Annotated in this window: 19 protein-coding genes; 12 read left to right on the top strand and 7 right to left on the bottom strand. The window is 61.5% G+C overall.

What is annotated here, in order from left to right; translation table 11 throughout:
* Positions 1–74 precede the first annotated feature (74 nt).
* Positions 75–2,168 (top strand): LTA synthase family protein, encoded by a 2,094-nt coding sequence (locus AB7M25_RS08170; RefSeq protein WP_429388226.1) that lies wholly within the window; start codon positions 75–77, stop codon positions 2,166–2,168.
* A gap of 58 nt (positions 2,169–2,226) precedes the next feature.
* On the opposite strand, the gene AB7M25_RS08175 is transcribed toward AB7M25_RS08170, so the two are convergent.
* Positions 2,227–2,385: a DUF3309 domain-containing protein gene (locus tag AB7M25_RS08175; protein ID WP_258687384.1), complete on the bottom strand. Its 159-nt coding sequence runs from the start codon at positions 2,383–2,385 to the stop codon at positions 2,227–2,229.
* Between the two features lie 278 nt (positions 2,386–2,663).
* Here AB7M25_RS08175 and AB7M25_RS08180 point away from each other — a divergent pair, with 278 nt between their 5' ends.
* From AB7M25_RS08180 to csrA, 3 genes are all read left to right on the top strand, one after another.
* Positions 2,664–3,479 carry an SDR family oxidoreductase gene (locus AB7M25_RS08180; protein ID WP_007973687.1) on the top strand — a complete coding sequence of 272 codons (816 nt, stop codon included), beginning with the start codon at positions 2,664–2,666 and terminating at the stop codon, positions 3,477–3,479.
* 64 nt (positions 3,480–3,543) lie between these two features.
* Entirely contained in the window at positions 3,544–3,876 is a 333-nt protein-coding gene (locus tag AB7M25_RS08185) for a YnfA family protein (protein WP_007973686.1), read from the top strand.
* Between the two features lie 154 nt (positions 3,877–4,030).
* Positions 4,031–4,216, top strand: coding sequence for a carbon storage regulator CsrA (gene csrA, locus AB7M25_RS08190; protein ID WP_104448987.1), 186 nt, complete (start codon positions 4,031–4,033; stop codon positions 4,214–4,216).
* A gap of 4 nt (positions 4,217–4,220) precedes the next feature.
* Here csrA and AB7M25_RS08195 read toward each other — a convergent pair whose 3' ends face one another.
* From AB7M25_RS08195 to mnmC, 5 genes are all read right to left on the bottom strand, one after another.
* The gene (locus tag AB7M25_RS08195) at positions 4,221–4,448 is read right to left on the bottom strand and encodes a YheU family protein (protein ID WP_003199186.1); all 228 of its coding nucleotides are present in this window, start codon (positions 4,446–4,448) and stop codon (positions 4,221–4,223) included.
* 201 nt (positions 4,449–4,649) lie between these two features.
* Entirely contained in the window at positions 4,650–5,840 is a 1,191-nt protein-coding gene (locus tag AB7M25_RS08200) for an osmoprotectant NAGGN system M42 family peptidase (RefSeq protein WP_429388223.1), read from the bottom strand.
* A 161-nt stretch (positions 5,841–6,001) separates the two neighbouring features.
* Positions 6,002–7,750: an N-acetylglutaminylglutamine synthetase gene (ngg, locus tag AB7M25_RS08205; RefSeq protein WP_454237149.1), complete on the bottom strand. Its 1,749-nt coding sequence runs from the start codon at positions 7,748–7,750 to the stop codon at positions 6,002–6,004.
* 3 nt (positions 7,751–7,753) lie between these two features.
* Entirely contained in the window at positions 7,754–9,526 is a 1,773-nt protein-coding gene (locus AB7M25_RS08210) for an N-acetylglutaminylglutamine amidotransferase (RefSeq protein ID WP_429516655.1), read from the bottom strand.
* 170 nt (positions 9,527–9,696) lie between these two features.
* Positions 9,697–11,676 carry a bifunctional tRNA (5-methylaminomethyl-2-thiouridine)(34)-methyltransferase MnmD/FAD-dependent 5-carboxymethylaminomethyl-2-thiouridine(34) oxidoreductase MnmC gene (gene mnmC, locus AB7M25_RS08215; RefSeq protein ID WP_454237150.1) on the bottom strand — a complete coding sequence of 660 codons (1,980 nt, stop codon included), beginning with the start codon at positions 11,674–11,676 and terminating at the stop codon, positions 9,697–9,699.
* Between the two features lie 275 nt (positions 11,677–11,951).
* On the opposite strand from mnmC, the gene pap reads away from it, so the two are divergent.
* The 3 genes from pap (at position 11,952) to AB7M25_RS08230 (ending at position 15,970) form a co-directional block, all read left to right on the top strand.
* Positions 11,952–13,475: a polyphosphate:AMP phosphotransferase gene (pap, locus tag AB7M25_RS08220; protein WP_454237151.1), complete on the top strand. Its 1,524-nt coding sequence runs from the start codon at positions 11,952–11,954 to the stop codon at positions 13,473–13,475.
* Between the two features lie 102 nt (positions 13,476–13,577).
* Positions 13,578–14,762, top strand: coding sequence for a thiolase family protein (locus AB7M25_RS08225; RefSeq protein ID WP_454237152.1), 1,185 nt, complete (start codon positions 13,578–13,580; stop codon positions 14,760–14,762).
* A 248-nt stretch (positions 14,763–15,010) separates the two neighbouring features.
* A complete protein-coding gene (locus AB7M25_RS08230; RefSeq protein WP_454237153.1) occupies positions 15,011–15,970 on the top strand; it encodes a DMT family transporter in 960 nt (319 codons plus the stop codon).
* A gap of 127 nt (positions 15,971–16,097) precedes the next feature.
* Here AB7M25_RS08230 and AB7M25_RS08235 read toward each other — a convergent pair whose 3' ends face one another.
* The gene (locus AB7M25_RS08235) at positions 16,098–17,492 is read right to left on the bottom strand and encodes a class II fumarate hydratase (protein ID WP_454237154.1); all 1,395 of its coding nucleotides are present in this window, start codon (positions 17,490–17,492) and stop codon (positions 16,098–16,100) included.
* A 191-nt stretch (positions 17,493–17,683) separates the two neighbouring features.
* Between AB7M25_RS08235 and AB7M25_RS08240 the strand changes: the two genes are divergently transcribed.
* From AB7M25_RS08240 to AB7M25_RS08260, 5 genes are all read left to right on the top strand, one after another.
* Positions 17,684–18,208 carry a DUF2059 domain-containing protein gene (locus AB7M25_RS08240; protein WP_007973670.1) on the top strand — a complete coding sequence of 175 codons (525 nt, stop codon included), beginning with the start codon at positions 17,684–17,686 and terminating at the stop codon, positions 18,206–18,208.
* Positions 18,209–18,220: 12 nt separating this feature from the next.
* Complete coding sequence (locus tag AB7M25_RS08245; protein WP_007973667.1) at positions 18,221–18,520, top strand: BolA family protein; 300 nt, start codon at positions 18,221–18,223, stop codon at positions 18,518–18,520.
* Between the two features lie 187 nt (positions 18,521–18,707).
* Positions 18,708–19,649, top strand: a complete 942-nt coding sequence (trhO, locus tag AB7M25_RS08250; RefSeq protein ID WP_015093968.1) for an oxygen-dependent tRNA uridine(34) hydroxylase TrhO — start codon at positions 18,708–18,710, stop codon at positions 19,647–19,649.
* A 3-nt stretch (positions 19,650–19,652) separates the two neighbouring features.
* Complete coding sequence (locus AB7M25_RS08255; protein ID WP_429388205.1) at positions 19,653–20,288, top strand: DsbA family protein; 636 nt, start codon at positions 19,653–19,655, stop codon at positions 20,286–20,288.
* Complete coding sequence (locus AB7M25_RS08260; protein ID WP_454237155.1) at positions 20,281–22,098, top strand: ABC transporter ATP-binding protein; 1,818 nt, start codon at positions 20,281–20,283, stop codon at positions 22,096–22,098. The genes AB7M25_RS08255 and AB7M25_RS08260 overlap by 8 nt, the downstream gene beginning before the upstream one ends.
* The last annotated feature ends 45 nt before the right edge of the window (positions 22,099–22,143 follow it).

A 22,143-nucleotide genomic window follows, 5' to 3' on the forward strand; every position in this document is an offset into this window, starting at 1 on the left:
TTGTATGGGCCGAAAAGAGGGCCAGGCGCAGCTGTATTTTTGAAACTTCAACTTCCAATGGGTCCTAAAACGACATGGCAATCCCGGACGCCCTGAATCAGCAGCGAGCTTCTAGTCGCCTGCTGCAACCGACCGTCAAATCGCATCTGGCCTACACGCTGTTGTGTGCCCTGGTCATGATGGTCATGTTCAGCCTGCTGCGCGTCGCGCTGCTGGTCTACAACCGCTCGATGATCCTCGATACACCGGCTTCGACCTTCCTCGAGGCATTCGCCAACGGTCTGCGTTTCGACCTGCGTCTGGTGGTCTATCTCAGTATTCCGTTGCTGCTGGCATTGTTCAGTGCCCGGGCCATGGCCGCACGCGGGCTGTTCCGTCTCTGGCTGACGGTCGTTTCCAGCATTGCGCTGTTCCTGGGACTGATGGAGATGGACTTCTATCGTGAGTTCCACCAGCGCCTCAACGGCCTGGTCTTCCAGTATGTCAAGGAAGATCCGAAAACCGTGATGAGCATGCTCTGGTACGGTTTTCCCGTGGTCCGCTACCTGCTGGCATGGGCCGTGGGCACCTGGATCCTGAGCCTGGCATTCAAGGGCGCCGACCGTGCGACCCGCCCTCGTGGACCGTTCAGTGGCGGCAGCATCGGCACTCGCCAGGTTGCGCCGTGGTACGCACGTATTGCGGTATTCGTGGTGTGCCTGCTGATCTGTGTGGTCGCCGCGCGCGGCACGCTGCGCCAGGGCCCGCCGCTACGGTGGGGTGACGTCTATACCACCGACTCGAATTTCGCCAACCAGTTGGGCCTCAACGGCACGCTGTCGCTGGTCGCCGCAGCCAAGAGCCGGATGTCCGAGGATCGCGACAATATCTGGAAGGCGACCCTGCCTCAGCCACAAGCCCAGCAAGTGGTGCGTGACATGCTGGTGGTCCCGGCCGACAAACTGGTGGATGCCGACACCGCAGCGGTACGTCGCGATTACACCCCGCCGGCCGACAAGACCCTGCCGATCAAGAACGTCGTTGTGATCCTGATGGAAAGCATGGCCGGTCACTCGGTGGGAGCGCTGGGCGGGCCGGGCAACATCACGCCGTACCTCGACAAACTGTCAAAGGAAGGCTTGCTGTTCGACCGCTTCTTCTCCAACGGCACCCATACCCACCAGGGCATGTTCGCCACCATGGCCTGCTTCCCGAACCTGCCGGGCTTCGAATACCTGATGCAGACCCCGGAAGGCAGCCACAAGCTGTCTGGTCTGCCGCAGTTGCTCAGTGCCCGTGACTTCGACGACGTGTATGTCTACAACGGTGATTTCGCCTGGGACAACCAGTCGGGTTTCTTCAGCAACCAGGGCATGACCAACTTCATCGGTCGTAACGATTTTGTGAACCCGGTGTTCTCTGATCCGACCTGGGGCGTGTCCGACCAGGACATGTTCGACCGTGGCCTGGTCGAACTCAAGGCGCGGGAAAACGGCAAGCCGTTCTATGCCCTGCTGCAAACGCTGTCCAACCACACGCCTTACGCCTTGCCGACGCCATTGCCGGTCGAGCGCGTCACCGATCGTGGCAGCCTGAACGAACACCTGACCGCCATGCGTTACTCGGACTGGGCACTGGGCCAGTTCTTTGAAAAGGCCCGCAAGGAGCCGTACTTCAAGGAAACCCTGTTTGTCATCGTCGGTGACCACGGTTTTGGTAACGAACAGCAGATCACCGAGATGGACCTGGGCCGCTTCAACGTGCCGATGCTGATGATTGCACCGGGCATCCAGGAAAAATTCGGCCAGCGTGACCACACCGTGGGCACCCAGATCGACATCGTGCCGACCATCATGGGCCGCATCGGTGGCGAAGTGCGCCATCAGTGCTGGGGACGCGACCTGCTCAACCTGCCACAAGGCGACCTCGGCATTGGTGTGATCAAGCCGTCGGGCAGCGAGCAGACCACGGCCATCCTCACCGCCGACCAGATTCTGGTCCTGCCGAAGGACAAGGACATGGCGCCGAAGTTGTATCAGTATGAATTGGGGACCACGCCTCGCGCCGAAATCATTGCTGACGCGCCGCGTACCGCCGAGTTGAAACTCAAGCTCGAAGCGTTCCTGCAAACAGCGACCAAGAGCCTGCTGGACAACACCGCAGGTGTCGTTGACGGCAAGCCGGACTAAGTTGTGACGCAATAGAAAAGAGGCCCTTCGAGGGCCTCTTTTTTTTGCCTGGCGGTTTTTATATTCGGCCGAGCAGTAGCAGGATCAACAGCACCACCAACACGACGCCGATGATTCCGGACGGGCCGTAACCCCAACTTCTGGAGTGCGGGAAGACCGGTAAACCACCAATCAGTAACAGGATCAGAATGATGATCAGTATTGTGCCCATGTTTATTTCCTTGTTGAAAATGCAGTGGAATGACCATGCCAATCAGCTCAGCGGGAATGAAGTAAATTCGAGCTGCTTAAAAATTCCGACTCTCGCACCTGCAGGAAAATTCCAAGTTTTTTTGAAGTATTTCGGACAGGTTCTTATTTCTTTTTTGATTGCCTTAGTTGCTTGTGACGCGCCCGCGGTTTGCTCGGGCCATTCAGCAATCTGATGGAGCGTGGGTCGGGCAATTTCCTTCGCTACACTCGATGCATCTTCCGAGAACAACAAGGCTGTTTGCTATGCAAAATCGCATGATGATCACTGGTGCAGGCTCTGGCCTGGGTCGCGAAATCGCGCTGCGCTGGGCGCGTGAAGGTTGGCAACTGGCCTTGTCGGACGTCAGCGAGCCCGGTTTGCAGGAAACCCTGAAGCTGGTCCGTGAAGCCGGTGGCGATGGTTTTATCCAGCGCTGTGACGTGCGCGACTACAGCCAATTGACGGCGTTCGCCCAGGCCTGTGAGGTCAAGTTCGGCGGCATCGATGTGATCGTCAATAACGCCGGTGTAGCCTCTGGCGGCTTCTTCAGTGAGTTGTCCCTGGAGGACTGGGACTGGCAGATCGCGATCAACCTGATGGGCGTGGTCAAGGGCTGCAAGGCTTTCCTGCCGCTGCTGGAACAAAGCAAAGGCAAGATCATCAACATCGCGTCCATGGCCGCACTGATGCAAGGCCCGGCGATGAGCAACTACAACGTGGCCAAGGCGGGCGTGGTGGCGTTGTCCGAAAGCCTGCTGATCGAGTTGGCGCATCAGGAAGTCGGCGTCCATGTGGTGTGCCCGTCGTTCTTCCAGACCAACCTGCTGGACTCCTTCCGCGGCCCGACCCCGGCCATGAAAGCCCAGGTCGGCAAGTTGCTGGAAAGTTCGCCGATCAGCGCCGCCGACATTGCCGACTACATCTACCAGCAGGTCGCTGCCGGCGAGTTCATGATCCTGCCCCACGAACAGGGCCGCATGGCCTGGGCGATCAAGCAGAAGAACCCGCAATTGCTCTACAACGAAATGACCGTCATGGCCGACAAAATGCGCGCCAAGGCCAGGCAATCGGCAAGCTGATCTTGCCCGCAGGCAACGCTGTGGTTAGGGTGGCCGCCATCGGCCATCCTTGCGAGACGCTTGCATGCTCAATTACCTGTGGTTTTTCCTCGCCGCGCTGTTCGAAATCGCCGGTTGCTTCGCCTTCTGGATGTGGCTGCGCCAGGGCAAAAGCATGTGGTGGGTGGTGCCGGCGCTCCTCAGCCTGACCCTGTTCGCGCTGCTGCTGACCCGTATCGAGGCCACCTACGCCGGCCGCGCCTACGCTGCCTACGGTGGCATCTACATCATTGCCTCGATTGGTTGGCTGGCCGTGGTCGAGCGGATTCGTCCGCTGGGTTCGGACTGGCTCGGCGTGGCGCTGTGTGTGATGGGCGCGAGTATCATCCTGTTCGGGCCGCGATTCTCCGCGTCCTGACAGCTCGTCCCTACAATCAACCTGCTTGTCAGACTTTTCCGTCAGCGGCGTGGCTCAGGGGCTGTCAGTCCGGTCCGGTTTGCTGTCGGAGCATTGTAGGCGTACGGCGGGCCGGGCATCTTCAGGGGCCAATAACCCCTGAAGGACACTCCTTATGCTCGTACTCAGTCGCGTTGTGGGCGAAACCATTTCCATCGGTGACAACATTTGCGTGCGCGTTCTCGCGATCAACGGAAACCACGTTCGCTTTGGCGTCGAAGCGCCTCAGGACGTCAATGTGCACCGCTCCGAAATCTATGAACGCATCCAGAACAAACTGGCGAAAACCAAGGAACGCTGAAGCTTCAGTCAAACAGGTGCTTGGGCACGTCATGCTTGAGCATCAGTTGGCATTGCTCGCTTTCCGGGTCGAAGACAATCAGTGCCTGGCCCTTGGTCAGCGCCTGGCGCACGCGCAGTACGCGGGTTTCCAGCGGCGTGTCGTCACCATTGTCGGTGCCGTCGCGGGTCACGAAGTCTTCGATCAGGCGGGTGAGGGTGTCGACTTCAAGTTGGTCGTGGGGGATCAGCATAGGCACCTCGGTTGGATCAATGGCGCGATGCTACGGCGTATGGGCTGTTGCGGCTAGCCTGGGGCTGATGTGTTGTCTGGTCTGACGCCTTCGCGAGCAAGCCCGCTCCCACATTCGACCGCATTTTCATGGAAGTAACTCGGTCAATGTGGGAGCGGGCTTGCTCGCGAAGGCGATCTGTCAGGCAATGAAGAGTCTGACTCAGCTCTCCGACCGCTGCCCCACCAGGCTGTCCACCGACGGCACCCGCGTATCGCTTTCCATCTGTGTGTCATGTTCGAGCTGATGGCTGAACCGGTCCAGTGAGCCCTTGGCCGGTTGCGCATCGCTGGCAAACACCGGCGGGCTGAGGATGTACGCACCGAGCAGGCGGCTCAGGGCGGCGAGGCTGTCGATGTGGGTGCGCTCGTAACCGTGGGTGGCGTCGCAGCCGAAGGCCAGCAGGGCCGTGCGAATGTCGTGGCCGGCGGTGACCGCCGAATGCGCGTCGCTGAAGTAGTAGCGGAACAGGTCACGACGTGCCGCCAGCTCGTTGTCGCTGGCCAGGCGCAAGAGGTGGCGCGACAGATGATAGTCATACGGTCCGCCGGAATCCTGCATCGCGATGCTTACCGCATGTTCGCTGGAGTGTTGGCCGGGCGCGACCGGTGCGATGTCGATGCCGACGAATTCACTGACGTCCCAGGGCAACGCCGCCGCGGCACCGCTGCCGGTTTCCTCGGTGATGGTGAACAACGGATGGCAGTCGATCATCAGTTCTTCGCCACTGTCGACGATGGCTTTGAGGGCCGCCAGCAGCGCGGCCACTCCAGCCTTGTCATCGAGGTGGCGGGCGCTGATATGGCCGCTTTCGGTGAACTCCGGCAACGGGTCGAAGGCGACGAAATCGCCGACGCTGATGCCCAGCGACTCGCAGTCGGCGCGGGTGGCGCAGTAGGCGTCCAGGCGCAACTCGATGTGATCCCAACTGATCGGCATTTCATCCACGGCGGTATTGAATGCGTGCCCGGAGGCCATCAACGGCAGGACGCTGCCACGTATCACACCGTTGTCGGTAAACAGGCTGACCCGGCTGCCTTCGGCAAAGCGGCTGGACCAGCAGCCGACTGGCGCGAGGGTCAGGCGGCCGTTGTCCTTCACCGCACGCACTGCCGCGCCGATGGTGTCCAGGTGGGCGGAAACGGCGCGGTCGGGACTGTTCTTCTTGCCCTTGAGCGTGGCGCGAATGGTGCCGCGACGGGTCAGCTCGAAGGGAATGCCCAGTTCTTCAAGGCGTTCGGCGACGTAGCGCACGATGGTGTCGGTGAACCCGGTGGGGCTGGGAATGGCGAGCATTTCCAGCAGGACTTTTTGCAGGTAACCGAGGTCCGGTTCGGGGATTTTGCTGGTCATGGAAACTCCTGATGAGTTGAGCGCATCGATGGTTTCGATGAGGGGAAAGAATGTTGGGTGTCTGTCAGGTCGCTATCGCTGGCAAGCCAGCTCCCACAGGGGATGCGGTCTTCTGTAGGAGCTGGCTTGCCAGCGATGGCGTCAGCTCGTATATCCCCTTTCTATAAGGCTGCCGGCTGGCTGTGCGGAAACAACAAATCCACAAATCGCTCCGCCGTCGGCTGTGGTTCGTGGTTGGCCAGCCCGGCCCGTTCGTTGGCTTCGATAAACACGTAGTCCGGCTGGTCAGCGGCGGACACCATCAGGTCGAGGCCGACCACGGGAATGTCCAGCGCCCGTGCGGCCCGTACAGCCGCATCCAGCAGCGTCGGATGCAGGATCGCCGTGACGTCCTCGAGAATGCCGCCGGTATGAAGATTCGCCGTACGTCGTACGAACAGATGCTCGCCGGCCGGCAGAATGCTGCTGTAGTCGTATCCGGCCGCCTGCAAGGTGCGAAGGGTTTCCGCGTCCAGCGGGATCTTGCTTTCGCCACCCGTGGCCGCTTGTCGGCGCCGGCTCTGGGCTTCGATCAACTCGCCGATGGAGTGCTGGCCATCGCCGACCACTTCGGCCGGCCGGCGAATCGCGGCCGCGACCACTTCAAAACCGATCACCAGGATTCGCAGGTCGAGGCCTTGATGGAAGCTTTCCAGCAGCACGCGACTATCAAACTGGCGAGCCGCCTCGATGGCGTGCTGTACCTCTTCGATGGTCTGCAGGTCGACCGCCACGCCTTGACCCTGTTCGCCGTTCAGCGGTTTGACCACCACGCGCCGGTGCTCATCAAGGAACGCCAGATTGTCATCGGCGTTGCCGGCCAGTTGCTGCACGGGCAGGTTCAACCCGGCGGCCTTGAGCACCTTGTGGGTCAGGCTCTTGTCCTGGCACAGGGTCATGCTGACAGCGCTGGTCAGGTCGCTCAGGGATTCGCGGCAGCGTACCCGGCGCCCGCCATGGCTGAGGGTGAACATTCCGGCATCGGCGTCATCGACTTGCACATCGATGCCGCGACGGTGTGCTTCTTCGACGATGATCCGGGCGTACGGATTAAAGGCGGCTTCGGGGCCAGGCCCGAGAAACAGCGACTGGTTGATGCCGTTCTTGCGCTTGATGGCGAAGGTCGACAGGTTGCGAAAACCGAGCTTGGCGTACAGGTTTTTTGCCTGGCGGTTGTCGTGCAGCACGGACAGGTCGAGGTAAGCGAGACCGCGACTCATGAAGTGTTCGATCAGATGCCGCACCAGCACCTCGCCGACGCCCGGCCGCGCACAATGCGGGTCGACCGCCAGGCACCAGAGACTGCTGCCGTGTTCCGGATCGTTGAAGGCCTTTGCATGATTGAGGCCCATGACGCTGCCGATGACCGCGCCGCTGTCATCGTCTTCCGCCAGCCAGTACACCGGGCCGCCCAGGTGGCGCGCAGTCAGCAGGGTGGCATCGATCGGCAGCATGCCGCGCGCCTGATACAGCTGGTTGATGGCCTGCCAGTCGGCGTCGCTCTGCGCGCGTCGAATGCGAAATCCACGAAACACCCGGGTCGCCTGGCGGTAGTCGCTGAACCACAGGCGCAAGGTATCGGACGGGTCGAGGAACAACTGCGCCGGCTCCAGCCCCAACACCTGCTGGGGCGCGGCGACGTACAGCGCGATGTCCCGTTCGCCGGGCTGCTCGTTGAGTAATTCCGCGGCGAGGCTCGCCGCATCGGCAAAGGTGTGGCCGATCAACAAGCGGCCCCAGCCGCAATGCAGCGCAATCGGCGCGGCGCCGAGTTCACTGCCATCCTCGGCCAGACGTGCCTGCAAACGTTCGTAGGAAGGCGACTGGCCGCGCAACAGGCGTTGGCTGATAGCCGTGGCGTGAGGTTTCATCGGTCAGATTCCTTGTTCGCTGAGCCACAGGTTGAGGGCCGCCAGTTGCCACAGCTTGGAGCCGCGCAACGGCGTCAACTGTCCCTGTGGATCGGTCAGCAGACGGTCGAGCATTGCCGGGTTGAACAGGCCGCGATCCTGGCTCGGATCGAGCAGCAACTCACGCACCCACTCCAGCGTATCGCCCTGCAAATGCTTGAGGCCCGGCACCGGGAAGTAACCTTTCTTGCGGTCGATCACTTCACTGGGAATCACGAGGCGCGCAGCTTCTTTCAAGACTTGCTTGCCGCCATCCGGCAGTTTGAAAGGCCCCGGAATCCGTGCCGACAGTTCCACCAGGCGGTAGTCGAGAAACGGCGTGCGCGCTTCCAGACCCCAGGCCATGGTCATGTTGTCGACGCGTTTGACCGGGTCGTCCACCAGCATCACCGTGCTGTCCAGACGCAAGGCCTTGTCCACCGCCGCATCGGCACCGGGCTGGGCGAAATGGGCTTTGACGAAGTCACCGGCGGCGTCATTGGCGGTCAGCCATTTTGGCTGCACGGTCGCCGCGTAGTCGTCGTAGCTGCGGTCGAAAAACGCATCGCGGTACGCGGCATAGGGATCGCTCGCACCGTCCACTTGCGGATACCAGTGGTAGCCGGCGAACAGTTCGTCGGCACCCTGGCCGCTCTGGACGACCTTGCAGTGTTTGGCCACTTCGCGGGACAACAGGTAAAACGCGATGCAGTCGTGGCTGACCATCGGTTCGCTCATGGCGCGGAATGCGGCGGGCAGTTGTTCGATGATCTCTTTTTCATCGATGCGCAATTGGTGGTGCTGTGTGCCGTAGTGTCGGGCGATCAGGTCGGAGTACTGGAACTCGTCACCGCGTTCGCCGCCGGCATCCTGGAAACCGATGGAGAAGGTCGACAGATTGTCCACGCCGACTTCCCGCAACAGGCCCACCAGCAGACTCGAGTCGACACCGCCGGACAGCAGCACGCCAACATCGACCGCCGCACGCTGACGAATCGCGACGGCTTCGCGGGTGCTGTCGAGCACCCGGTCGCGCCAGTCTTCGAGGGTCAGGTTTTTCTCGTCGTCGTGGGGGCCATAGGCCAGGGTCCACCAGGTTTTCTGCTCGGTGCGACCATCGGCTTCGATGCGCATCCAGGTCGCTGGCGGCAGTTTTTCGATGCCCGCCAGCAACGTGCGCGGTGCGGGGACCACGGCGTGGAAATTCAGGTAGTGATTGAGCGCCACCGGATCGAGGAGTGGATTGATGTCGCCGCCCTTGAGCAATGCCGGCAGTGCTGAGGCAAAGCGCAAGCGCTGGCCGGTGCGCGACAGGTACAAGGGTTTTACGCCAAGACGGTCGCGGGCGATGAACAGGCGTTGGGCATCGCGCTCCCAGACGGCAAAGGCAAACATGCCGTTGAGTTTCGGCAGCAAGGCTTCGCCCCAGGCGTGATAGCCCTTGAGCAACACTTCAGTGTCGCCACCGGAATAGAAGGCGTAACCCAGGCTTTCAAGCTCGGCACGCAGTTCCGGAAAGTTGTAGATAGCGCCGTTGAAGGCCAGGGACAGGCCCAATTGCGGGTCGATCATCGGCTGCGCCGAGCCGTCCGACAGGTCCATGATTTTCAGGCGCCGATGGCCCAGGGCAACCGGTCCCTGGCTATGAAACCCCCAGGCGTCGGGGCCGCGAGGGGCCAGGTGATGGGTGATTCGTTCAACGGCTGCAAGGTCTGCAGGTTGGTGATCAAAACGTAACTCGCCAGCTAATCCGCACATAAATTCCTTACCGGTTTTTCCGTTGGGGAGGGTCAATCGATACCGCGCCAAAAGGGCGGGTACTCAGAAACTGACCCGCCTCGGCAAGGGGAGTTTTATATCGATGAGTTATAAGCGGGCGAAGCCGGGGCCGAGAGCCGCTGTGCGGGCGCTCTCGACGGCGGTATCGGCTATTTGCCCCGGATCAGGCGCCGTAACGCAAACCGGTTGGGATGACAGGCTTCGGCCACGCTTCTGGGCAAGGGCAGGGGCTCGTTGTCCAGCCAGGCTGCCAGCAGTTCTCCGGACAGCGGCGCGGTGATCAGGCCGCGCGAGCCGTGGCCGCTGTTGATGTACAAGCCGTCGAGCCACGGGCACTCGACGTCCGGCACCTGCCGGGCGTCCTTGCCCAGCGCGGCATAGGCCTGAGCGAAGGCCTGGGTGTCGGCCAAGGGGCCGACGATTGGCAGGTAGTCGGGGCTGGTACAGCGAAACGCGGCGCGCCCCTGGAGGCTCTCGGGGTCGAGGCGGTCGATCTCCAGGCGCTCGACCAGATCGTGGGAAATCTCCTCGAGCATGGCCAGGTTGCCCAGGTGTTCAGCCGTGGTCGGCGTCAGGTCATCGCTGTTGAAATCGAAACTGGCTCCCAGGGTGTGTTCGCCCAAGCGTGCAGGAGCGACATAACCTTCGGCACACACCACAGTGCTCAGGGCCTGGCTTTGCGGCGTTTGCGCCAGGCGGGTGATTTGCCCGCGAATGCGTTTGAGCGGTAACCCGGCACTCTCGGGGAAACGCTGGATTTCCGCAGCACCGGCGAGGACCACCACAGGGGCGCAGGCCAGCAATTGCTCGCCGTTCCAGGCTTGCCACTGATCCTTGACCTTGCGCAGTTCCAGTGCATCACAATGCTTGAGTAGTCGAACCTGCGGGTGTCCGGCCTGCCACTGACACAGCGCCGGAGGGTGGACCCAGCCGCCTTGCGGATAGAACAGGCCCCCGTGTGCCAGCCCGATCCCGGCCACGGCCTGGGCCCCGGATTGGTCCAGCAGGTGCAACAGGTCCGGCGCAAACGCCGCCGCCAATTGCGCCTGGCGTTCGGCTTCCCTGGCATTGAAGGCCAGTTGCAACACGCCGCAATCGTCCCAGTCGCGGCCCCGTTGCAAGTGTTCGAGCAGTCGCCGGGTGTAGCCGAATCCGCTGACGATCATTTGCGACAGCGCCGTGCCATGCGCCGATAACTTCAGGTAGAGCACGCCCTGCGGATTGCCCGAAGCTTCCCGGGCGATGTCGTCGTGACGCTCCAGCAACGTCACTTGCCAGCCCCGTGCGGCCAGGCTGGCGGCGCTGGCACAACCGGCCAGCCCTGCGCCGATCACCAGTGCCCGGCGCTCGCCGCTCGGTGGTGCAAGTCGGGCAAACCAGGGTTTGTCGGGCGCCGGGGCGGGTACGTCGTGGGGCCAGCCGAGGAACTCGCCGCGCAGGATTTCCCATTTGTGGCCGATGCCCGGGGTGCGTTTCATCTTGAAACCGGCGGCGTTGAGCAGGCGCCGCACCCAACCGGTGCTGGTGAAGGTGCTGATGGAGGCACCGGGCGCGGCCAGGCGCGCCAGCTCGGCAAACAGTTCGGAGGTCCACATGTCAGGGTTTTTCGCCGGAGCGAAACCGTCGAGAAACCAGGCGTCGATCCGGGCGTCGAGTTGGGGCAGTTGTTCCAGCGCGTCGCCGATCAGCAGGGTCAGGGTGACGCGGCCGTGGTCCAGCGTCAGGCGCTGAAAGCCCTGATGGATGGCCACGTACTGCTCAAGCAGTTGATCGGCAAACACCTTGAGTTCCGGCCACAGCGCCAGGGCCCGTTGCAAGTCGGCCGGGCTCAACGGGTACTTTTCCACGCTGACAAAATGCAATCGCGCACTGGCTGCGGCGTGTTGCTCGAACACCTGCCAGGCGCACAGGAAATTCAGCCCGGTGCCGAACCCCGTTTCACCGATGACCAGCCGCCCGCCCTCGGGCAAGGCCGCAAAGCGCTCCGCCAAACGGTTCTGTTCGATGAATACGTAGCGGGTTTCGTCCAGCCCCGATTTGTCGGAGAAATACACATCATCGAACACTCGCGAATACGGGCGACCTTGGTCGTCCCAGTCGAGTTGGGCGTGGGGCAATACAGGTTTCATGGCAGGCTCGGCAACGGCAAGGCCGCCATTCTAGCCGATCGACGGCATGGTCAAACTCTTTGTGGCGAGGGGGCTTGCCCCCGTTCGGCTGCGAAGCAGTCGTAAAACCAGCCAATCGGATTTACCTGACAGACCCGGTTGGCTGATTTCAGGGCCGCTTCGCAACCCAACGGGGGCAAGCCCCCTCGCCACAGGAATCCGGAACCATCAGGAAAAACTCTGCTGGCCTTCAGTTCAATCCGCTAGTCTTGCTCAGATCTGGAAGGGAGCCATCCATGTTCGAATCCGCCGAAATCGATCACGCCATCGACAAAGAAACCTATGACGCCGAAATCCCCGCCCTGCGCGAAGCGTTGCTCGAAGCGCAGTTCGAACTGCAGCAGCAACGCCGCTTTCCGGTGATCATTTTGATCAATGGCATCGAAGGTGCCGGCAAGGGGGAGACGATCAAGGTGCTCAACGAGTGGATGGACCCGCGGCTGATCGAGGTCCGCACCTTCGATCAGCAAACTGACGAAGAACTGGCGCGGCCACCGGCCTGGCGCTACTGGCGGATGCTCCCGGCCAAGGGCCGCATGGGGATTTTCTTCGGCAACTGGTACAGCCAGATGCTGCAGGGGCGGGTCCATGGCGAGTTCAAGGATCCGCGGCTGGACCAGGCGATCAACGGCGCCGAGCGCCTGGAAAAGATGCTCTGCGATGAAGGTGCGCTGATCTTCAAGTTCTGGTTTCACCTTTCCAAGAAGCAAATGAAGGCACGCCTCAAGGCGCTGGCCGACGACCCGTTGCACAGCTGGCGCATCAGCCCGCTGGACTGGCAGCAATCGGAAACCTACGACAGGTTCGTGAAGTATGGCGAGCGGGTGCTGCGTCGCACCAGTCGCGACTATGCACCCTGGCATGTGATCGCCGGGGCGGATGCCCATTATCGCAGTCTGGCCGTGGGGCGGATTCTGTTGGCGGGCCTGCAGGGCGCATTGCAACGGCCAACGATCCATCCGGAAAAGGTCAGTGCGGCGCCAGTGTTCCCCAGTGTCGATCAAGTGAACCTGCTCGACAGCCTGGACCTGAGCCTGCACCTGGACAAGGAGGATTACGAAGAACAGCTGATCACCGAGCAGGCGCGTTTTTCCGGGTTGATGCGTGACAAACGCATGCGTCGCCATGCGCTGGTGGCGGTGTTCGAGGGCAACGACGCGGCAGGCAAGGGCGGGGCGATTCGCCGGGTGGCGGCGGCACTTGATCCGCGCCAATACAGCATCGTGCCGATTGCCGCGCCCACCGAAGAGGAGCGGGCGCAGCCCTATCTGTGGCGCTTCTGGCGACACCTTCCGGCCCGGGGCAAGTTCACCGTGTTCGACCGCTCCTGGTATGGTCGGGTGTTGGTAGAGCGCATCGAAGGGTTTTGCAGCCCGGCAGACTGGCTGCGTGCCTACGGTGAAATCAACGACTTCGAGGAACAACTCACCGACGCCGGTGTGATCGTGGTCAAGTTCTGGCTGTCCATCGACAAACAGACGCAACTGGAGCGCTTTGAGGAACGCGAAAAGATTTCCTTCAAACGCTTCAAGATCACTGAAGATGACTGGCGCAACCGTGAAAAATGGGATGACTATCGCGCGGCGGTCGGCGACATGGTCGACCGTACCAGCACCGAGATTGCGCCATGGACCCTGGTGGAAGCCAACGACAAGCGCTGGGCGCGAGTCAAAGTCTTGCGCACCATCAATCGGGCACTGGAGGAGGCTTTCGAAAAGTCCGACCGGCATGAGCGTAAGAAGCAGAAAGACAAGGATTGAGGCGATGGTTGCGCATACGCGGGGTGAATGATTGTCGCGGTCGGTGAAGGGCTGGACTTATGCTCGGCCCACTCTCAACCGATAACAACAATGAGGTATGCCATGCGTGAAGTGGTGATCGTCGACAGCGTGCGGACCGGCCTGGCCAAATCCTTTCGCGGCAAATTCAACATGACCCGCCCGGACGACATGGCGGCACACTGTGTCGATGCCCTGTTGGCGCGTACCGGTATCGATCCGGCAAGCGTCGAGGACTGCATCGTTGGCGCCGGCTCCAACGAAGGCGCCCAGGGTTTCAATATCGGGCGTAATGTCGCGGTGCTGTCGCGCCTGGGCATCGGCACGGCCGGCATGACCCTCAACCGCTTCTGTTCCTCGGGCTTGCAGGCGATCGCCATCGCCGCCAACCAGATCGCTTCGGGTTGCAGCGACATCATCGTCGCCGGTGGCGTGGAGTCCATCAGCCTGACCATGAAAAGCGTCAACACCGACAACCTGATCAACCCGCTGCTCAAGGAGCAGGTGCCGGGCATCTACTTCCCGATGGGCCAGACGGCTGAAATCGTCGCGCGCCGGTACAACGTCAGCCGCGAAGAGCAGGACCTGTACGCGCTGCAAAGCCAGCAGCGTACCGCCGAGGCTCAGGCTGCCGGGCTGTTCACTGATGAAATCGTGCCGATGGCGGTGAAGTACCGCGTCGAAGACAAGGCGACCGGCCAGACACAGATCCTCGACGGCATCGTCGACTGCGACGACTGCAACCGCCCCGACACCACCCTGGAAAGCCTGGCCGGCTTGAAACCGGTGTTCGCCGAAGATGGTTCGGTCACGGCCGGCAACTCTTCGCAACTGTCGGACGGCGCGTCCATGACGCTGGTGATGAGCCTGGAAAAGGCACTGGAACTGGGGCTAAAGCCGAAAGCGTTCTTCCGCGGTTTTACCGTGGCCGGTTGCGCGCCGGACGAGATGGGCATCGGCCCGGTGTTTTCGGTGCCGAAACTGCTCAAGGCCAAAGGCTTGCAAGTTGCCGATATTGATCTGTGGGAACTCAACGAGGCGTTCGCTTCGCAATGCCTCTATAGCCGTAATCGTCTGGAAATCGACAACGCCCGGTACAACGTCAACGGCGGCTCGATCTCCATCGGCCACCCGTTCGGCATGACCGGTTCGCGTCAGGTCGGGCACCTTGTGCGTGAATTGCAGCGGCGCAATCTGCGGTACGGCATCGTCACCATGTGCGTGGGGGGCGGGATGGGGGCTACCGGGTTGTTTGAGGCGGTGCGGTAAGCCTCAGCACTTTGTGTTGTCTGTCCTATAGCTTTCGCGAGCAAGCCCGCTCCCACATTTGACGGCGTACACCATTCAATGTGGGAGCGGGCTTGCTCGCGAATGCAGGCGACGCGGTATAGCTGTTCACCCTTGCTCCAGATAACGACCCGCACAGTTTCGTTCGCGGCCAGATCCAAACTGTGCCTGTGTACGCCAAGGCTCCAGGCCTAGAATGACGGCTCCTGTCAGTTGGCTTCGGGGTTCACATGCACATTTCATCGGGTCGCTGGGTTTACGGTCTGTTCCTGGCCTTGCTGACCGCGTTGTTGTGGGGAATCCTGCCGATCAAGCTCAAGCAAGTGTTGCTGGTGATGGACCCGGTGACGGTGACCTGGTTTCGCCTGCTGGTGTCTGGCGGTTGTCTGTTCATTTACCTGGCGGCCACCAGGCGCCTGCCCAGTCGCAAAGTGCTCGGCCCTCGCGGTGGCTGGCTGGTGCTGATGGCCGTGCTCGGCCTGGTGGGCAACTATGTCTTGTATTTGATGGGCCTGAACCTGCTCAGCCCCGGCACCGCGCAACTGGTGGTGCAGATGGGGCCGATCATGCTGCTGATCGCCAGTCTGTTTGTGTTCAAGGAACGCTTCAGCCTGGGGCGGGGGATTGGCCTGCTGGTGCTGCTGATCGGCTTTGCGCTGTTCTTCAACCAGCGCCTGAGTGAATTGCTCACGTCGCTGACCGACTACACCGCCGGCGTGCTGCTGGTGCTGCTGGCGTCCACGGTCTGGACCTTCTATGCCCTGGGGCAGAAGCAATTGCTGACGGTGTGGAACTCGCTGCAGGTGATGATGGTGATCTACCTGTTTTGCGCGGCGCTGCTGACGCCCTGGGTGCATCCGCTCGAAGCGCTGCAATTGAACCCCTTGCAGGGTTGGTTGCTGCTGGCGTGCTGTCTTAACACCCTGATTGCCTATGGCGCGTTTGCCGAGGCCCTGGCCCACTGGGAAGCTTCCCGGGTCAGCGCGACGCTGGCCATTACGCCGTTGGTGACTTTTGCGGCGGTTGCCATGGCGGCATGGCTGTGGCCCGACTATGTGCATGCCGAGACGATCAATGGTCTGGGTTATGGCGGTGCGGTGCTGGTGGTGCTGGGGTCGGCGCTGGTGGCGTTGGGGCCGTCGTTGATTGCCGGGCTCAAGGCGCGGAAAGTGCGGATGGCAGCCAGTTAGACCGCGTCATCGTTCATCGCGGGCAAGCCGCGCTCCCACAGGTTTTGCGTCGTTCAATTTTGTGGACGATGCAAAACCTGTGGGAGCGGGCTTGCCCGCGAAGACGGACTTCAGATCACTACATGTTTCAGCCCTTGGCCCCGGCCTCCAGCATATTCTCCGGCCTTACCCAGGCATCGAACTCCTCATCGGTCAAATACCCCAGCTGCAACGCCGCCTCACGCAAGGTCAGCCCTTCGCTGTAGGCCTTCTTGGCGATTTCCGCCGATTTGTCGTAACCAATGTGCGGGTTGAGCGCCGTCACCAGCATCAGGCCACGTTCCAGATGTTCAGCCATTTTTTCCGCATCCGGCTCCAGGCCGGCCACGCAATGCTGCTGGAAGTTGCTGCAGCCATCACCGAGCAAACGGATCGATTGCAGCAGGTTATGGATGATCACCGGTTTGAACACGTTCAACTGCAGGTGGCCCTGGCTGGCCGCAAAGCCGATGGCGACGTCGTTGCCCAGCACCTGGCAGGCCAGCATCGACAACGCTTCGCACTGGGTCGGGTTGACCTTGCCCGGCATGATCGAACTGCCCGGTTCATTGGCCGGCAGCCTGACTTCGGCGAAGCCGGCGCGCGGGCCGGAGCCCAGCAGGCGCAGGTCGTTGGCGATTTTCATCAGGGTCACGGCGAGGGTTTTCAGCGCACCGGACAGCGTGGTCAGCGGCTCATGGCCGGCCAGCGCGGCGAATTTGTTCGGCGCGGTGATAAACGGCAAGCCGGAAAGGGCGGCCAGTTCGGCGGCGATGGCTTCACCGAAACCGTGGGGCGAATTCAGCCCGGTGCCGACCGCTGTGCCGCCCTGGGCCAGCTCGCAGACCGCGGGCAGTGCGCTGCGGATCGCTCGCTCGGCGTAATCGAGTTGCGCGATGAAGGCCGAGACTTCCTGACCGAAGCTGATCGGTGTCGCATCCATCATGTGGGTGCGACCGGTCTTGACCAGCTTCATATGGCGAGCTGCCAGCTCGGCCAGGCCGCCGGACAGCTCGCTGATCGCCGGCAGCAAGTGCTGCTGCACCGCCTGGACGGCCGCGATGTGCATGGCGGTGGGGAAGCAGTCGTTGGAACTCTGCGAGCGATTGACGTGATCGTTGGGGTGCACCGGGGACTTGCCGCCACGGGGGTTGCCAGCCAGCTCGTTGGCGCGACCGGCGATGACTTCGTTGACGTTCATGTTGCTCTGGGTGCCACTGCCGGTTTGCCAGACCACCAGCGGAAACTGGTCGTCGTGGTCGCCGGCGAGCACCTCGTCGGCGGCCTGCTCGATCAGACGGGCGATATCGGCGGGCAGGTCGCCGTTGCGATCATTGACCCGCGCCGCGGCTTTCTTGATCAGCGCCAGGGCATGCAACACCGCCAGCGGCATGCGTTCGTTGCCGATGGCGAAGTTGATCAGCGAGCGTTGCGTCTGAGCACCCCAATAGGCTTCATCCGGGACTTCAACCTGGCCGAGGCTGTCGGTTTCGATACGGCTCATCTTGCTCACTCCTGTAGGTCCGATTGCGCAGTTTAGGCCGTGATCGACGGCCGTGGTTCCATCAGTCTGTATTTGACCATTCAACCCCTCTAAATCAGGTGCGACAAGGCTTGGGGTTGAGCGACACACTTTTTTAGGCGCAGAATGGACGCCCTTGGGGTCTTACCTCGCCAGCTAGAAAAGGAAACTCGATGACTCGTCTTCGTGCCATCTGTACCGCCGTTGCTTTGGTCTGCGCCAGCGGCCAGGTTCTCGCCGACACCGCTAGCCATAACGCCAGTGCCGAGGCTTTCCTGACCATGGCGCACGCTGACAAACTGGGCACCCCGGTGTACATGCAAGTACAGCAGATGTTTGCCCAGCGTTTCGAACAGACCAAAGCCCCTGAATCGAAAAAAGCCGTACTGGAAACCTACCAGGCCAAGGCTAACGCCGCTCTGGACCAGGCCATTGGCTGGAACAAGCTGAAGCCGGACATGGTCAAGCTGTACACCAGCAACTTCAGCGAATCCGAGCTCAAGGACCTGGTTGCGTTCTACCAGTCGCCACTGGGCAAGAAAGTCATGGAAAAAATGCCCCAGCTGACCCAGCAATCGGCCCAGATGACCCAGTCCAAGCTGGAAAGCGCAGTGCCGGTGGTCAACAAGCTGCTGGCCGACATGACCGCCGAGCTGACCCCGAAAGACGCGGCTGCTCCAGCCAAGAAAAAGCCTTAAGCGGAGTTCGGTATGACCATGCAACAACGCATCGAATCGACGCTGGCCCTGCTTCAGCCCGAGCATCTGCAAGTGCTGGATGAGAGTCATATGCACAGCCGTGGGCTGCAGACCCACTTCAAGGCCGTGGTGGTCAGCGCGCAGTTCGATGGCCTGAACCGGGTCAAGCGTCACCAGAAAGTCTACGGCACGCTCGGCGAGCTGATGGGCGAGTTCCATGCGTTGGCGCTGCATACCTACACGCCAGAGGAATGGGCACAGATCGACGCGGCTCCGGCCTCGCCGACCTGTGCTGGTGGCAGCAAGCACTGACGCTCCCCGTAGGAGCCGGCTTGCCGGCGATGGCGTCTTCGCCATCGCCATCGCCATCGCCATCGCCATCGCCGGCAAGCCGGCTCCTACAATTATTTGTTAGACTACGCAGCGCGCCGCTCCTACGGCGCGTTTTTTTTCGCATCCGGTTCACCCCTTACGAGGGTAGCCACCTGGAGATTTACCCATGACACAACAGATTGTCGTGGCGGCACTGTATAAGTTCGTCACCCTGGAAGATTACGTCGCTCTGCGCGAGCCCCTGCTGCAAGCGATGGTCGACAACGGCATCAAAGGCACCCTGCTGATCGCCGAAGAAGGCATTAACGGCACCGTGTCCGGCAGCCGCGAAGGCATCGACGGGCTGATGGCCTGGCTCAAGAACGATCCGCGCATGGACGACATCGACCATAAAGAGTCGTACTGCGACGAGCAGCCGTTCTACCGCACCAAAGTCAAACTCAAGAAAGAAATCGTCACCCTTGGCGTGGAAGGCGTGGACCCGAACAAAAAGGTCGGTACCTACGTCGACCCGCAAGACTGGAACGCGCTGATCAGCGACCCGGAAGTGCTGTTGATCGACACCCGTAACGATTACGAAGTCTCGATTGGCACCTTCGAAGGCGCCATCGACCCGAAAACCACCAGTTTTCGCGAATTTCCCGACTACATCAAAGCCAACTTCGATCCGGCCGTGCACAAGAAGGTCGCCATGTTCTGCACCGGCGGCATCCGCTGCGAGAAGGCGTCGAGCTACATGCTCAGCGAGGGCTTCGGTGAGGTCTACCACCTCAAGGGCGGCATCCTGAAGTACCTCGAAGAGGTGCCGCAGGAAGAAACCAAGTGGCAGGGCGACTGCTTCGTGTTCGACAACCGCGTGACCGTGCGTCACGACCTGAGCGAAGGTGACTACGATCAATGTCATGCCTGTCGCACACCGGTCAGCATCGAAGACCGCGCGTCCGAGCATTACGTGGCCGGCATCAGTTGCCCGCATTGCTGGGATAAGCTGAGTGAGAAGACCCGTCGCAGCGCCATCGACCGGCAGAAGCAGATCGAGCTGGCCAAGGCTCGTAACCAGCCTCACCCGATCGGCTACAACTACAAGCAAGCATCCACCGAGGCCTGAACCATGTCTGCGCGCCTGCTCTATGTAATGGACCCGATGTGTTCCTGGTGCTGGGGGTTTGCCCCGGTGGCCAACGCACTGGTCGAGCAGGCGCAAGCCGCAGGTGTGGATGTGCATCTGATCGTGGGTGGTTTGCGCACCGGTAGCGGTGCGGCGCTGGAGCCGACCACCCGACGCTATATTTTTGAGCATTGGCAGGCGGTCACCGAGGCCACCGGCCAGCCGTTCAAGCTCGAAGGCGCGCTGCCCGACGGTTTTGTCTACGATACCGAACCTGCCTGCCGGGCCTTGGTGACGGCGCGCAGCTTGGCGCCGGATTGCGCGTTGAAACTGCTCGGGCTGATTCAGCACGCATTTTATGCCGAAGGCCGTGATGTCACCCAGGCCAGCGTGTTGGTCGAGTTGGCGGAACAGGCCGGTCTGCCGCGCATCGAGTTCGCCGGCGCTTTCGATCGGGCTGACATGCACGCAGCCACCGCCGCCGATTTTACCTGGGTCCAGGACCTGGGCATCGCCGGTTTTCCTACATTGCTCGCTGAGCGCAAGGGTCAATTGGCATTGCTGACCAACGGCTATCAGCCTCTGAGTGTGCTGTCCCCGCTGCTCGGCCGCTGGCTGGAGCGTGCTGCCTGTGCATGACCTGCCCGATGACGTCGCTGCCGCTAAACGTGTCGACCGTCTGAGTTGGGCGGAAATCCGTCGTCTGGCCCTGCATCACAAGAAGTCCCTGTGGATCGCCAACGGCGTGGCCGTGCTGGCGACCTTGTGCAGTGTGCCGATTCCCTTGCTTCTGCCGTTGCTGGTGGACGAGGTGTTGCTGGGGCACGGTGACGCCGCGTTGAAGATCATGAACCACGCGCTGCCCGAAGGCTGGCAAAAAGCGGCGGGCTACATCGGCCTGATGCTGCTGGTGACCTTGACCCTGAGGTGTACGGCGTTGCTGTTCAACGTGGTGCAGGCGAAATTGTTCGCCGGGTTGGCCAAGGACATCGTCTACCGCATTCGCATACGCCTGATCGAGCGGCTCAAGCGTATCTCGCTGGGTGAATACGAAAGCCTGGGCAGCGGCACGGTGACCACGCATCTGGTCACCGACCTGGATACGCTGGACAAATTCGTCGGTGAAACCCTCAGCCGTTTCCTCGTGGCCATGCTGACCCTGGTCGGTACGGCGGGCATTCTGATGTGGATGCACTGGAAACTGGCATTGCTGATCCTGCTGTTCAACCCGTTGGTGATCTACGCCACGGTGCAGTTGGGCAAACGGGTCAAGCACCTGAAGAAACTCGAGAACGACAGCACTTCGCGCTTTACCCAGGCGCTGACCGAAACCCTGGATGCCATCCAGGAAGTTCGCGCCGGCAACCGTCAGGGGTTCTTCCTCGGTCGCTTGGGGCAACGCGCCCGTGACGTGCGCGACTATGCGGTGAATTCGCAATGGAAAACCGATGCGTCGAACCGGGCCAGCGGTTTGTTGTTCCAGTTCGGCATCGATATTTTCCGCGCCGCGGCCATGCTCACGGTGTTGTTCTCCGACCTGTCCATCGGCCAGATGCTCGCGGTGTTCAGCTACCTGTGGTTCATGATCGGTCCGGTCGAACAGCTGCTGAACCTGCAATATGCCTACTACGCTGCCGGCGGTGCGCTGTCGCGGATCAATGAGCTGCTGTCGCGCGCTGATGAGCCTGAATACCCGGGCGGCATCGACCCGTTCATCGGGCGCGAGACGGTCGGGCTGGAAGTACAAGGGTTGAGCTTCGGTTACGGCGATGAACTGGTCCTGAACCAGATGAACCTGTCCATTGCCCCTGGCGAAAAGGTCGCGATCGTCGGCGCCAGTGGTGGGGGCAAGAGCACGCTGGTGCAACTGCTGCTGGGCTTGTACACGCCGTCGGCCGGAACCATTCGCTTTGGCGGTTCGACCCAGCAGGAGATCGGCCTGGAAACCGTGCGGGAAAATGTTGCCGTGGTCCTGCAACATCCGGCGCTGTTCAACGACACCATCCGGGCCAACCTGACCATGGGTCGTGAGCGCAGCGACGAGGCTTGCTGGCATGCTCTGGAAATCGCCCAATTGCACGGCACGGTGCGGGATTTGCCCAATGGCCTGGACAGCGTCGTCGGGCGCTCCGGCGTGCGTTTGTCCGGCGGACAGCGCCAACGCCTGGCCATCGCCCGGATGGTGCTGGCCGAGCCCAAGGTGGTGATCCTCGACGAAGCCACCTCTGCGCTGGATGCCGCCACCGAATACAACCTGCACCAGGCCCTGGCGCGGTTTCTGAGCAACCGCACCACGTTGATCATTGCCCACCGCCTTTCGGCGGTAAAACAGGCCGACCGAGTGCTGGTATTCGACGGCGGCCAGATCGCAGAAGATGGCGATCATCAGCAACTGATTGCCGATGGTGGTCTGTACGCCAAGCTTTACGGTCACTTGCAGCGGTTGTAGCCGGATGTCATCAATATTATAAAAAACATCATCGCGACCGAATTC

Source organism: Pseudomonas sp. AP3_22 TE3818 (genome assembly GCF_053628995.1).